Origin of the sequence: Microbacterium sp. ZW T2_14 (assembly GCF_044987405.1) — a bacterium.
Lineage (GTDB): Bacteria > Actinomycetota > Actinomycetes > Actinomycetales > Microbacteriaceae > Microbacterium.
The window spans coordinates 1-12708 of sequence record NZ_JBJDRK010000084.1 but is presented as its reverse complement, the minus strand read 5'-3'; the positions used below and the strand labels follow the sequence as shown (position 1 = coordinate 12708).

Genomic DNA, 12708 nt, shown 5'->3' with positions numbered 1-12708 from the left:
CCACCGTCGCGGACCGCCGCGCGGTCGTCAGCGGCCGCAGCGCCGGTGGTCGCCGTCGTCCCTCGCCCGTCGTCGCCCACGAACGGGTCGACGTCGTCCGCCTTGCGCAGCGTCTCCGCCTGCTGCTGGCGCAGCTTCTCCGCCTCCGTGCTGTGGTCGTCGATCGTTCCGGCGCGGCGCTCGGCGTCGATCGATGCCTGGGCGGCGCGGGCCTTCGCGTCCTCGGCGGCCGCGGAGGCTGCCGCGGCGTCGGCACGGGCGCGAGCCGCCTCGGCCTCGTGCTCACGGGCCTGCAGCTCGGTCTCCCGCGCGTCGGCGCGAAGCTTCTCGGCGCGCCCGTGCTGCTGCTCCATCCGACGCGCGCGGCGCCCCTTCGCCGTCACCAGCAGGGCGACGACGACGATGACCAGGACGATGGCGATGCCGACGATGATCCAGATGAGGGTGCTCGTATCCACGGCGCACTCCTTCCCTCCCGCACCGGCGGGATCGCCGGCGCCTCGATCGTCCAGGCAACAGCACCCGGACCCCCGGGGCAAACCGCTTGCGCCGCGCATCGGCGTGCGCTAGCGACCGGTGGGGAGGAGTCTTCGCAGCCCGCCGGAGTCCCGCATAGGATGGGAGATCTCGCCAACGCAGTTCCCCCCGTCCCCCCACATGTACCGAAGGGCATGCGTTGACCGACCTTTCTTCACGGACCTTCGATGACGACCGCTCCCGCGATACCGCAGAGAACCTGCGGCTGCTGGAATGCTCGACCGAACCCATCCGCACCATCGGCCGGATCCAATCCCACGGGATCCTCTTCGGCGTAGACGAGCCGACCGGTGTCGTCGTCGTGGCGAGCGAGAACGTCGAGCACTGGCTCGGCCGTGACCTGCGCGAGACCGGCAGCGAGGTGCTGATCCGGGCGATCGGCGAGGGCGTCGCCGTCGACCCCGTCCGTGCGGAGTTCGAGGGCAGGGCGTACGACGTCATCGCACACCGAGGCACGAGTCCTCTTCTCCTCGAGCTGGAGCCCATCGTGCCCGACCTGGACTACGTGCGCACCGGTGTGGTCAGCGCGATCCAGCGTCTGGCCGGCGTCTCCGATCCCGACGAGCTGCGTCGTCGGGCAGCCCGCGAGATCAAGGACATCACGGGTTTCGACCGCGTCATGTGCTACCAGTTCCACGAGGACGGGCACGGGCAGATCGTCGCCGATGAGCGCGAGCCCGATATGGAGCCGTACTTCGGACTCCACTTCCCGGCATCCGACATCCCCTCGCAGGCGCGCGCCCTCTACATCGAGAAGCGCTCGCGCGTGATCGCCGACACGGAGGACCCGGGCCTCGCCCTCCACACCCTGCTGCCCGAGACGGCTCCGGTGGATCTCGGCGTCGCCGAGCTCCGGGCCGTCTCGCCGCATCACCTTCAGTTCATGCGGAACATGGGTCAGGCGTCGACGGTGTCGTTCGGCATCGTCATCGACGACCACCTCGTGGGCATGTTCACCTGCGCACACCGTTCACCGCGCCGGATGCCCGTGCTCCTGCGGCGGGCGCTCGAGGTCATGGCGACGCAGGTGGGCACGCAGCTCACCGCCGCCCAGCAGATCCATCGCCTGCGCCGGCAGCTCGAAGCCCGTGAGCGGCGGATGTCGATCATCGCCCCGCTCTACAGTCGCGCCGACGTCGGGCCGGTGCTGATGGCGGGCTCCCGCACCGTGCTCGATGTCGTGCCTGCCGATGGAGCCCTGCTGCGCATCGGCGATCTGGTGCACACCGTAGGCGTCGTCCCCCCGGCCGACCGCCTGTTCGCCGTCGTTGACGAACTCGAGGTGGGCCGGTTCGTGTGGGAGTCACTCCCCCTCGAACGGCCGGAGCTCGCCGTCGAGATCCCGGACGTCACGGGCCTGCTCATCGTCCCACTCGGAGGAGAGGGCGACATGCTCGTGTTCGTCCGCAGCGAAGTGGCACGATCCGTCGATTGGCTCGGAGACCAGAGCGCCGCGAACCGCGACCACCCGCTCTCGCCGCGACGGTCCTTCTCTGCCTGGCGCGAGAGCGTCACCGGGCGGAGCCTGCCGTGGGGCGAGCACGCTCAGGACGCGTTCGAGCTCGGTGAGGAGATCCGTTCCGCCATGGTGGCGCGCACGCAGGCGGAGCTCGCCGAACTCGCTCTGCGGGACCCGCTCACGGGCCTGCACAACCGCCGCTTCCTGGACGACCGCCTGGAGGAGCTCCTGGCGGGCTCCGAAAAGTCGCTCGCCGTCGTCTTCCTCGACCTCGACGACTTCAAGGCGGTCAACGACACGTACGGGCACGAGATGGGCGATGCGGTGCTCGCGGCGATCGGCCGGCGCTTGAGCGGCGTGGCACGCGGTTCGGACGCCGTCGTGCGGCTGGGCGGCGATGAGTTCGTGATGGTGTGCGTCGGCGCAGGCGAAGCCGAGGCCGCCGCGATCGCCGGGCGGGCGGTGGCCGCCATCAGGGAGCCGATCCTCGTCCGCGGCACCCAGATCACGGTGTACGCGTCGGCGGGCGTCGTCGCCACCGAGGGCGAGAGCTCGCCGGGGAAGCTGATCGATGCCGCGGATGCGGCGATGTACCGGGCGAAGCGTATCGGCGGCGGACGCGTCTCAGCGTGAGGGGAGCTCCGGCTCGGGCACGAGCCGGAGACCGCTGGAGGAGTTGGCGGTGTCGACGAGTTCCTGCAGCCACAGCCGGTTGATCTCCGGCATGGGACCGTCGTAGGAGAAGCGCAGCGTGGTGACCGGCGAGATCCACATCGCCTGCCGCACGGAGGTCTGCTCGTCGACCAGCGAGAACGACAGGTTCTCGCGACGGCGAAGCTTCGCCATCACCACGAGTTCGATGTGAGCGAGCGCGCGATCGTCGATCTCGAAGGAGGCCGGAGGGGAGCCGTAGTGAAGTGTGCCCACCGCTCGATCCTAACCGCCGCCGACGGGCGGGTACTGTGGGGCCATGGCGATCGTGAACCGACTGACTGTCGACGGACGCGACTATTTCCTCCCCGACCCGGTGACGGAGCTCAAGGGCAAGATCCTGGAGGCCATCAAGGGCGGGGGCGGTTACGTGAACATCCCACCGCTGCGCGGTGGGCCGGGCGTCGACATCCTCTTCTCTCCCGGGATGCCCGTCACGTGGTCCCAGTTCGAGGTGGGCGACGCGAGCGGCGCCGCGGAGGAATCGGCCGACGACGCGACGGACTACGGGCTCTGAGCTACGCGGTGCGCCCCCGGCGCTGAGCCTCAGATCTGACCACTCCTCCCTGGAGCGGATCGGCCCGGCGACGACCCGGCCGGGCCCGGATCGTCAGACCCTGGCGAGTCGCGTGTCCATGTCGTCAGCCGACAGCGGCATACCCAACAGGTAGCCCTGACCGCGGTGGCAGCCCCGGGCTCGCGAGCGTTCGAGATCCGCGATGGTCTCGATCCCCTCGGCGACCACCCGCCAGCCGTGGGCACCGCTGCTCTCCACGACGGCGGCGATCGCGTCGTCGGCGGCGGCGTCCGTGCGCTGCGTGAGCGATCGGTCGATCTTGACCTCGTCGATGGGGATCGCTTCGAGCATGGCGACGGTGGTGTCGCCGGCGGCGTAGTCGTCGACGGAGATGGCGACGCCGACGGCGTGGAGCGACTGGATCGCGGTCAGCATCGGCGGTCGCAGCTGCGGTGAGGGCGCCTCGGTGATCTCGATCGTCACCACGGCGGGGTCGAGGTCGAGCGCATCGAGCTGGACGAGCACCGCGTGGGCGTACTTCGACGAGAAGTGCGCCGGAGACGCGTTCACCGCGAGGCTGAGCAGGTGACCTTCGGCCCGCCACTGCGCGAGCTGTGCCGCCGCACGGGCGAACACATGAGCGTCCATCTCATCGAGGAACTCGCCCGCTTCCGCGAGCGGGATGAACCGCTCGGGCGACACGGCACCCAGAACGGCGTGGTTCCAGCGGCAGAGTGCCTCGACGGCGACAGGCTCGGGAAGCGCCGCGCCGGCCGTAGCGATCGATCCCGAGAGATCGAACTGAGGTTGGAATGCGACCGACAGCTCGCCTGATGAAAGCGCCGAACGCAGGTCCCGAGTGAGTTGAGGCGAGCTGACCATCCACCCAGCGTCGACGAGCTTCGTGTTCCGGCGCAACACCAGACAAAGAGCCGCGAAACGACTATGATGCCGTTCGCCGTCTGTGGACCCGCGCTGAGAGGCGTGAATCCGCCGGACCGACGACTACTGTGGAGACGATGGGAACGCTCACCTACGATTCACGGGTCACTGTCTCGTTCGACGACCGGATCCTCGCGCACCTGCAGCAGGTGATCTGGGCGAAGCTCCGGCGCGGCGAGGCATTCCCCTTCACCTGGACCGACCCGATGCGCAGCGGCCTCGGCCGCACGTCGATCTGGCTGAGCCCGAACGTCACGCTGACGTTCGAGTATTTCGGCGGACGTCAGCCACGCCTGAATCCGGCCTGGGTCGAGGCGCTCACCAAGGCCGCCAACTCCCCCGCCGGTCTGACGATGGTGCCCGAGCCCGATCCTCCCGCCTAGCGGATCGCACGGATCTCGGGCCCGAGTCAGCTCCAGACGCTCGGCGCCTCCGCACGCGTCGGCGGAAGAGCGGATGCCGCAGCCCACTCGTGCACCCACTCGTCCACCTCCGGCACGCCCTCAGGGCGCCCGATGGCGGCGAACAGCTCCTCGTGCGACAGCGTTCCGCCCGCTCGCTTCATCATCCGCGCCCGGATGATGGCGCGGGCATAGACCTGGCCGTCGACCACGGCGCGGTGCTCGAGGTACACCGCCTTGTCGTCGTGGCCGATCATGCGCGACTCGACGTCGAAGCGCTGCCAGAGGTTGAGGGACTTGCGGAAGGTGACCGTCTCGCTCGACACGACGGCGTACCAGCCGTGGGTCTTCATGACGTCCCAGAGACCCGTGCGGACGAGGAGGTCCCAGCGGCCGAGATCGAACAGGGACAGGTAGCGGCCGTTGTTCATATGACGCAGCAGGTCGATGTCGGTGAGGAGCGTGGTCAGCCGGATGCGGCTGATCCCGCTCGGCTCGAGCCGCCCGCCCCGTCGCAGGCGCCGGCGCGCGGTCAGCATCACGATCAGGGTCCGCCACATCACGTTCACGAGGTGCGATGGTAGCGATCCTCGACGGATCCGCCCATTCGATTGTCGAATCCTGACATGTGGGCGCTCGTGGATACCCGGCGCTCACACCGCCTGCGCCGAGAAGTGCGTCACGCCAGCGTCGCGGCATCCGTTCGCCATACGGCGTTCACCGGGTGTTCTCCGGATTTCTGGTCTCGCGCCGAGCCGCGTAGAGTCTGGCCATGGAAGCCGAAACCCAGACCGACATCGTCGTCCGTCCGGTGCGTGACGTCGACGCGGAGGCCCTCGGCCGCGTTCACGCGACCGCCTGGCACGAAACCTACGACCACCTGATCAGCAAGGCCGCCCTCGAGGCGGTCTCACCCAAGCGCCTCGCCGAGCTCTGGACCCACTGGGCGGTCCAGGGGCCCGAGTTCAAGATGTTCGCCGCCCTCGTCAACGGCGAGATCGTCGGGTTCGCGGGGTCCGGTCCCGCCCGCGACAAGGATGCGCCGCGGTTCCGCGAGCTGTACTTCATCTATCTGCTGGACGCGTTCCACGGCACCGGCATCGGCCAGCGCCTCTTCGACGCGGTCGTCGAGCCCGCCGAGGGCCTCTACCTCTGGGTCGCCGAAGACAACCCGCGCGCGCACCGCTTCTACGCGCGCAACGGCTTCACGCTCGACGGCGCGACGCACACCGAGCCGTTCCTCGGTGAGACGCTCACCGAAGTCCGCTTCGTGCGCTGATCGCCCGCTGTCCGCTTTTCACGAGGGGGCGTGTCCGGTTCGCCGGACGCGCCCCCTCGTCGTTTCCGGAAGACTGGACCCATGCCGTCTCGCACCGCGCTCACCGTCTGGCCTCTCGAAGGCATCCCCGAGATCGAGGCCGGTGCCGACCTCGTCGACATCATCGTGCAGGCCGGTGGCCAGGAGCTCGCGGACGGCGACATCCTCGTCGTGACCTCCAAGATCGTGTCGAAGGCGGAGGACCGCTTCATCGAGGCCGATGATCGCGAGGACGCGATCACCTCCGAGTCCGTGCGGGTCGTGGCATCCCGCACGACGCCCACCGGATTCACGACGCGCATCGTCGAGAACCGCCTGGGGATGGTCTCGGCGGCCGCCGGTGTCGATGCCTCGAACACCCCCGCGGGAACGGTGCTGCTGCTGCCGGTCGACCCCGACGCTTCGGCCCGGGCGATCGCGGCCGGGCTGCGCGAACGGCTGAGCGTCCAGGTCGGCGTGATCGTCTCGGACACCCTGGGGAGAGCCTGGCGCGAGGGTCAGACCGACCACGCGATCGGGGCCGGAGGGGTCCAGGTCTTCGAGGACCTCCGCGGAGGGACGGATGCCGAGGGCCGACCGCTCGTCGTCACCATGCCGTGCGTCGCCGACGAGCTGGCGGCAGCGGCCGATCTCGTCAAGGGCAAGGCCGCGCGCCGCCCGGTCGCCGTGGTGCGCGGACGCGCCGACCTCGTCGGGGATCTGGACCTGCCCGGTGCCCGTTCGATCGTGCGCCCGCTCGAGCGCGACATGTTCCGCCTGGGTGCCGACGAGGCCTACGCCGAGGGGTTCGCCGCCGGCACGGCCGCCGCCTCGGCCTGAACGTGTCGACCCGGCTCATCACCCGACCCGGAACGGCGCCGCAGAGCCGAGCAGAGCCCGAGCCCTTCCGAGCCCGAGCCCGACCCGAGCCGGCGCTGCCGGCGCTTCAGCGCCCTGCCTTGAGCACGGCCTGACCCGCCGACACCTGCACCCGGACCACGCTCGAGGCGCCCGGCGTGGAGCCGATCTCGTTCTCGAACTCGCCGGCCGACACGTCCGACGTGACGTCGTAGTCGCCTTCCGGCACCGTCATCCGCAGCGTGCCGGCGCTCACGTCGGCCTCGATCAGATCCGGCCTGGTGCCCGTGAGCACCGCGTCGAGCGAGCCGGCGCTGACCGTCAGTTCGGCCTCAGCCACGCCGTCGAGCTCGAGCGTGCCGCGGCCGGCGCTGACGTCGGCGCTCAGCGACTCCGCCGATCCCGACACGTCGAACGACCCGGCTGCGAGCGACAGGTCGAGCTCGCCGAAGTCGCCGTCGGTCACGAACTCGCCCGCCGCGAGCGAGACGTCCGCGTCGAGGCCCTCGAGGGAGGCGGGCAGGAGCAGCACGGCATCCGCTCCGCCGTCGCCGAACCAGCCGCGCCACCCGAACCATCCAAACCGATCGGGCGATGCCACCTCGAGCGTGTCGCCGTCGCGCTCGAACCGCCAGTTCTCCGCGCCCCACGAGCTGGTGACCTCGAGCTGGGCCTCCGGCACGTCGGTGAACTCGACGCGCAGCGTTCCCGCCGCCGCGTCGATGTCCAGCTCGCCGACACCGGCGACGTCGAGGGAACGCGTCGAGGTGTGGACGGATGCCGATGCGATGGTCCCGACCACCGCCGATGTCATCGCGCCCAGCAGCACGACGGCGCCCAGCACGATGATGACGATCGCGACGACGCGCGATCCGCCGGCGGGCGGCGTCGGCGCGTCGGCGAGGCGTTCGGGGGCGGCAGGAGGAGGCGTCATGGTCGTGCTCATCGGTTCGTTCCTGTCTGCGGCCCGCGGCCGCCCGGTGTCTGCGAAGGACGTGTCTGCGAGGGAGGTGTCTGCGAGGGAGGCGTCGGTGGAGCGGGTGGCGCCGGCGGCGTCGTGCCGCCGTGCTCGAGGTGGGCGATCGCCGCGAGCACGCGGCGATTGCCGGACTCATCGGGTTCGAGGTCGAGCTTCTGGAAGACGGCGGTGATGTGCTTCTCGACGCTGCCCTCCGTGACGTGCAGCGTCTTCGCGATGGCCTGGTTGGACCGGCCCTCCGCGATCAGGGCGAGCACCGTGGCTTCGCGATCCGTGAGGCGCAGCATCCGCTCGTCCCGCGTGCGACGGCTGAGGAGCTGCGCGACGACCTCCGGGTCGAGCACGGTGGCGCCCGAGGCGATGCGTTCGATCGCCTCGAGGAAGTCGGTGACGTCGGCGACGCGGTCCTTGAGGAGGTAGCCGAGTGCGCCGCCGCTGGACGAGATGAGGTCGGCGGCGTAGCGCTCCTCGACGTACTGGGACAGCACGAGGACGGCGAGCTCGGGCAGCCGGGCGCGCAGCGACAGCGCCGCCCGGATGCCCTCGTCGGTCCACCTCGGGGGCAGGCGCACGTCGAGGATGCACAGCTCGGGAGCGGTCCGGTCGACGGTCTCGTCGAGGTGCGACGCGTCGGGAAGAGCCGCGACCACCTGGTGGCCGGCGTCCTCGAGCACCCGCACGAGGCCTGCCCGCAGCAGCGCCGAGTCCTCGCAGATCAGGATGCGCACGGGATGCTCACCTCCACGCTCGTCGGTCCGCCGACGGGACTGTCGATGCGGGCCTCGCCGCCGGCCGCGAGAACGCGGTTGACGATGCCGTCGAGTCCGCCGCCGGCGATCACCCGCGCACCGCCCACGCCGTTGTCCTCGACCCGCGCCCACAGCGTGCCCGGTTCGCGCAGCCGCGCCACGACCCGCACCTCGGTGGCCCGGGAGTGCTTCGCCGCGTTGGTGAGCGCTTCGGCGATAACGAAGTACGCCGCCGCCTCCGTCTCACGGCTGCAGCGGCCGTCGAGCCGCACGTCGGTGTGCACCGGCACGACCGAGCGGGCCACGAGCGCCGACAGGGCGGCGTCGAGTCCCCGATCGTCGAGGACGGACGTGTGGATGCCGCGGGCCAGCTGTCGCAGTTCGGTGATGGCCGCCTTGGTCGAGGTGTGGGCCTCGGCGATGAGGGCGCGTGCCGCCTCGGGGTCGGTCTCGATCTTCTGCTGCGCCAGGCCCAGCGTCATGCCGACCGACACCAGCCGCGGCTGGACGCCGTCGTGGAGGTCGCGCTCGATGCGCGTGCGCTCGACGTCGGCAGCGCGGACGGCGCCGGCGTGCTGCTGGCTCGAGACGCGCGCCTCCGCCGCCAGCTGCGCCTCGCGCGACGGCACCATGATCGCCCGCGCCATGATGCCGTGGAGCACGCCGAGCCCCACAAGGCCGGCGGCGCCGACGAGCACGGCGAGGATGCCGACCGGCACCGCCCAGGAGAGGGGGACCTCGATGCCGGTGCGGGCCAGTCGCACCGCGCTCGACTCGGCGAACAGCGGCGTGAAGGCGAGCACGGCGCCCGAGACCAGGAGTCCGGCGAGGGCCACCACGACCCATCCGAGGATCGTCGCGATCGCCAGGTTCGCGATCGCCCGCCAGGTGAGCGGGTCGATCGCCTGCAGCCAGAGCGTCCGCATGGCGCCGCCGAATCCGGGCCGTCCGCTCCTCCGCGGCCGGAGTGCGGGAAGCCCGAAGCCGTAGAGACCGTCGACCCGCTGCGTCTCGAGCCATCCCAGCGCGAAGAGCACGTAGACGAGCCCCGCGAGCACCAGCAGGCCGATGCCGACGACGAACACGAGGGCGATGCCGACGCTCAGCAGCGAGAGGACGAGCGTGAACGCGGTGACGCCGATCACGCCGAGCGCGGCGAGCTGTGCGATGGCGCCCGCCACCTGGGCGGGCCGCGTCACCGGGTGGACGGCGGGAGAGTCCGAGGAGGTCATGCCCCTTACGGTAGGCGCGCGGGGCGCCGGGCGCGCCCGAGGCAGCCGGAGTCTTGTCTTCGGGTTATCCCCCACGAGTCCGGGCCCTGAGCTCGAGGGTGCCCCCTGTGCGAGGCGCCGCGTAGGCGGGGTCCGCGCGATGTCAGCGCAGCTGCGCGAGCGCCCGCTCGTGCACGCGCGGGTCCGAGCCCATACCGGCGGGCGAGTCGGGGCTGTAGACCACGAGCTCGTCGACGCCGAGGCTCTCCGCCTGCTCGGCTGCCTGGAGGAAGGCGTCGACATCGGAGGTCGGGCGTACGCGGCCGAAGCCCAGCAGCAGCGAGCGCCGCACCGTCGACGGGTCTCGTCCGACCCGATCGCACTCCGCCGTGAAGCCGGCGGCCTGCTGCGCGATCAGCTGCCAGTACTCCTCCCCCTCGAGCTGCGTCGACCCTGGTCCGCCGTAGGTGTTCCACGTGTCGGCGTAGCGCGCTGCCAACCTCAGCGCGCGCGGGCCGTGCGCGGCGAGCAGCAGCTCGGGGGCGTCGACGCCCTCCGGGCGCCCCGTCGTCTCGAGGCCGGTGAACGACATCGTCTTGCCCTGCCACTGCGTGGCGCCGTCGAGCACCGCCCGGTAGCCCTCGACGACATCGGCGAAGCGCGCGGACATCTCCCCCATGGTCGAGTTCTCGCCGCGATCGGCGAGCTCGCACGGGGGTGCTCCCAGCCCGAGCCCCAGCACGAGGCGCCCCTCGGAGATGTCCTGCACGGTCATCGCGGCCCGCGCGAGCGCAACCGGCCGGCGGAAGACGCCGGACGCGACGAGGGTCCCGAGCCGGATCCGCTCGGTGACCGCCGCGGCCGCCGTCAGGGTCGTGAATGCCTCGCCGAGCCAGTCGCCGCGGGCCGTGGCGTGGGTGAGGTGGTCGTAGGTGTAGGCGACGTCATACCCGACCTCGTCGGCCCAGCGGTACCAGCGCGCCTGTGCGCCCCACGGGCCGACGGGAGGGATCACCAGGCTGATGCGACGCAGGGTCATGCGACCCAGGATGGCACGCGGCGGCGGTCGTGTCGTGACAGCGGGCTAGGGTGCAGTGGTGGCGATACGGACGAAGACGGCGCGCAGAGGCAGCGGTACGCAGGCACCCCAGTTCGACTTCGACGAGAGCGTGCTGAGCGACCTCCCCGTTGGAGACCCGGAGACCTTCGGCTCCGCCCCGTTCGAGGCTGTGGCATACGCCGACGTGATCCGCGAGACATGGCAGCTCGAGGTCGGCGACACCGTCGAGGTCTGCCGCTTCCAGGGCCTCGGGGTCGGCACCTGGACGCTGCGCGGCGCACACCTCACCGAATCGGTGATCGCCGGGGCCGACATCCCCGCGGTCTCCGGTGCACGCAGCGACTGGCGCGACGTCGAGGTGCGCGACAGCCGGTTCGGATCCTTCGAGGCGTACGACGCGTCGTGGCGCGGCATCCGTTTCACCCGCTGCAAACTCGGCTACGTCAACCTGCGCGCGGCGCAACTGCTGGACGTCGCCTTCATCGACTCCACCATCGACGAGATCGATCTGCTGGATGCCGCGGCCCGGCGCGTCACGTTCGAGTCCACGCGCATCGGCACGGTGAACGCGAGCGGGGCACGGCTCACCGACGTCGACCTGCGCGGCGCCGACATCGCTCAGGTGGTGGGCCTCGAAGGGCTCCGCGGAGCGACGATCTCGTCCGAGCAGCTCCAGCTCATGGCACCCGCGCTCGCCGACCTCGCCGGCATCCGCGTCGACGACTGACGGCGGTCGTTGTGCGACCGGCGACCAAGGCCCGGTCGTTGAGCGAGCGAGGAACGAGCGAGACGACACGCCACCCGCCCCGCGGTCTTCCGGTCGTTGAGCGAGCGAGGAACGAGCGAGACGAAACGCCACCCGCCCCGCGGTCTTCCGGTCGTTGAGCGAGCGAGGAACGAGCGAGACGAAACGCCGCCCGCCCCGCGGTCTTCCGGTCGTTGAGCGAGCGAGGAACGAGCGAGACGAAACGCCGCCCGCCGCGCCGGGGAGACCTCAGCGCCCGGAGACCTTGCCGAAGAGGCGGGCGATGGGGGCCAGCACGAGCGGCCGCGCGGCGATCCAGGCGGCCGCGATCACCACGAGCGACGCGACGAAGAACCAGAAGCCCGTCCAGTTGTCCGCGTAGGCATTCGGATCGACCGAGCCCTGTGCCGCGTACATGTGGTTGAGGTTGCGCAGCGCCCCGGTCGCGAACACGAGGAACACGTGCACGGCGATGAACGCCACGAAGTACAGCATCACCGGGAAGTGCACCGCACGCGCCCACTCCACCGGGTACGCCCTGTTCAGCCCCGCCGCGTTCTTCGGCCACACCCCCGACATGCGCACACCGGTGATGGCGGCCAGCGGCGCGGCGATGAACACCGTCGCGAAGTACGCCAGCTGCTGCAGCGCGTTGTAGTTCACCCACCCGTTCTCTGTCGGCCAGTCCAGCGACACGTATTGCAGCGCGGCCGACACCGCGTTGGGGAACACCTCCCACGAGGTGGGCACGATGCGCATCCACTGCCCCGTCACGAACAGCAGCACGACGAAGGCGACGCCGTTGACCAGCCACAGGATGTCGAGCGACTGGTGGAACCACAGGTTCAGGCTGATCTTGCGGCGGCCGTTGTTCCGCGGCGACCAGAACGCGGTCGGCCGCTTCTCGGTGCGCACCCGCAGACCCGACCGGATGATGAGCACCATCAGGAAGACGTTGAAGAAGTGCTGCCACCCGAGCCACGCCGGGAACCCGATCGGCGCGCCCTCGGGCAGGTGATACTCGCCCGGGTACGTCGCGAGGAAGTCGGTGCCCCACGACGTCGACAGCAGCCAGCGCACGGCGAGCACGGCCATCGCCGCGGCGTAGAGGAGGCCCGCTCCGCCGACGATCACGATGCCGGCCCACTGCCCCCGGGTGAAGGGTCCGATCCGCTGCGGCTCGGCTGCGGCCACCGAGGCCGCCGAGGCGCAGCGGATCGGACCCTTCACCCGGGGGCAGTG

At 70.8% G+C, this 12708-nt stretch carries 15 protein-coding genes; 6 read left to right on the top strand and 9 right to left on the bottom strand.

The window, feature by feature from the left end; genetic code table 11:
- Window positions 1-458: hypothetical protein (locus ACI3KY_RS19100; protein WP_404931714.1), on the bottom strand; the 458-nt coding region annotated here is incomplete at its 3' end.
- A gap of 218 nt (window positions 459-676) precedes the next feature.
- Here ACI3KY_RS19100 and ACI3KY_RS19095 point away from each other — a divergent pair.
- Window positions 677-2629, top strand: a complete 1953-nt coding sequence (locus ACI3KY_RS19095; RefSeq protein WP_404931713.1) for a diguanylate cyclase domain-containing protein — start codon at window positions 677-679, stop codon at window positions 2627-2629.
- Here the strand turns inward: ACI3KY_RS19095 and ACI3KY_RS19090 are convergent.
- Window positions 2621-2923 (bottom strand): hypothetical protein, encoded by a 303-nt coding sequence (locus tag ACI3KY_RS19090; RefSeq protein ID WP_404931712.1) that lies wholly within the window; start codon window positions 2921-2923, stop codon window positions 2621-2623. The two genes, ACI3KY_RS19095 and ACI3KY_RS19090, sit on opposite strands and share 9 nt — an antisense overlap.
- 43 nt (window positions 2924-2966) lie before the next feature.
- Here ACI3KY_RS19090 and ACI3KY_RS19085 point away from each other — a divergent pair, with 43 nt between their 5' ends.
- A complete protein-coding gene (locus ACI3KY_RS19085; RefSeq protein ID WP_404931711.1) occupies window positions 2967-3224 on the top strand; it encodes a hypothetical protein in 258 nt (85 codons plus the stop codon).
- A gap of 93 nt (window positions 3225-3317) precedes the next feature.
- On the opposite strand, the gene ACI3KY_RS19080 is transcribed toward ACI3KY_RS19085, so the two are convergent.
- Window positions 3318-4106 carry an EAL domain-containing protein gene (locus ACI3KY_RS19080; protein ID WP_404931710.1) on the bottom strand — a complete coding sequence of 263 codons (789 nt, stop codon included), beginning with the start codon at window positions 4104-4106 and terminating at the stop codon, window positions 3318-3320.
- Window positions 4107-4243: 137 nt separating this feature from the next.
- Between ACI3KY_RS19080 and ACI3KY_RS19075 the strand changes: the two genes are divergently transcribed.
- Window positions 4244-4549, top strand: a complete 306-nt coding sequence (locus tag ACI3KY_RS19075; RefSeq protein WP_404931709.1) for an ATP-dependent DNA ligase — start codon at window positions 4244-4246, stop codon at window positions 4547-4549.
- A gap of 26 nt (window positions 4550-4575) precedes the next feature.
- Here ACI3KY_RS19075 and ACI3KY_RS19070 read toward each other — a convergent pair whose 3' ends face one another.
- A complete protein-coding gene (locus tag ACI3KY_RS19070; RefSeq protein WP_404931708.1) occupies window positions 4576-5136 on the bottom strand; it encodes a thioesterase family protein in 561 nt (186 codons plus the stop codon).
- A 203-nt stretch (window positions 5137-5339) separates the two neighbouring features.
- Between ACI3KY_RS19070 and ACI3KY_RS19065 the strand changes: the two genes are divergently transcribed.
- Together ACI3KY_RS19065 and cofE are read left to right on the top strand one after the other, a co-directional pair.
- On the top strand, window positions 5340-5846 hold the full coding sequence (locus tag ACI3KY_RS19065) for a GNAT family N-acetyltransferase (RefSeq protein WP_404931707.1): 507 nt from the start codon (window positions 5340-5342) through the stop codon (window positions 5844-5846).
- Between the two features lie 81 nt (window positions 5847-5927).
- Entirely contained in the window at window positions 5928-6704 is a 777-nt protein-coding gene (cofE, locus tag ACI3KY_RS19060) for a coenzyme F420-0:L-glutamate ligase (RefSeq protein ID WP_404931706.1), read from the top strand.
- 106 nt (window positions 6705-6810) lie between these two features.
- Here the strand turns inward: cofE and ACI3KY_RS19055 are convergent, their stop codons facing one another.
- The 4 genes from ACI3KY_RS19055 to ACI3KY_RS19040 all read right to left on the bottom strand — a co-directional run bounded on the left by ACI3KY_RS19055 (window position 6811) and on the right by ACI3KY_RS19040 (window position 10700).
- Window positions 6811-7668: a hypothetical protein gene (locus ACI3KY_RS19055; protein ID WP_404931705.1), complete on the bottom strand. Its 858-nt coding sequence runs from the start codon at window positions 7666-7668 to the stop codon at window positions 6811-6813.
- On the bottom strand, window positions 7665-8429 hold the full coding sequence (locus ACI3KY_RS19050) for a response regulator (RefSeq protein ID WP_404931704.1): 765 nt from the start codon (window positions 8427-8429) through the stop codon (window positions 7665-7667). The genes ACI3KY_RS19055 and ACI3KY_RS19050 overlap by 4 nt, the downstream gene beginning before the upstream one ends.
- Window positions 8417-9682, bottom strand: coding sequence for a histidine kinase (locus tag ACI3KY_RS19045; RefSeq protein WP_404931703.1), 1266 nt, complete (start codon window positions 9680-9682; stop codon window positions 8417-8419). Before ACI3KY_RS19045 ends, ACI3KY_RS19050 begins: the two co-directional genes overlap by 13 nt.
- Before the next feature lie 142 nt (window positions 9683-9824).
- Window positions 9825-10700, bottom strand: coding sequence for an LLM class flavin-dependent oxidoreductase (locus tag ACI3KY_RS19040; RefSeq protein ID WP_404931702.1), 876 nt, complete (start codon window positions 10698-10700; stop codon window positions 9825-9827).
- Between the two features lie 58 nt (window positions 10701-10758).
- Between ACI3KY_RS19040 and ACI3KY_RS19035 the strand changes: the two genes are divergently transcribed.
- Entirely contained in the window at window positions 10759-11448 is a 690-nt protein-coding gene (locus tag ACI3KY_RS19035) for a pentapeptide repeat-containing protein (protein ID WP_404931701.1), read from the top strand.
- Window positions 11449-11715: 267 nt separating this feature from the next.
- Here ACI3KY_RS19035 and ACI3KY_RS19030 read toward each other — a convergent pair.
- The coding region (locus ACI3KY_RS19030; RefSeq protein WP_404931700.1) for a cytochrome b/b6 domain-containing protein at window positions 11716-12708 on the bottom strand (993 nt) is incomplete at its 5' end.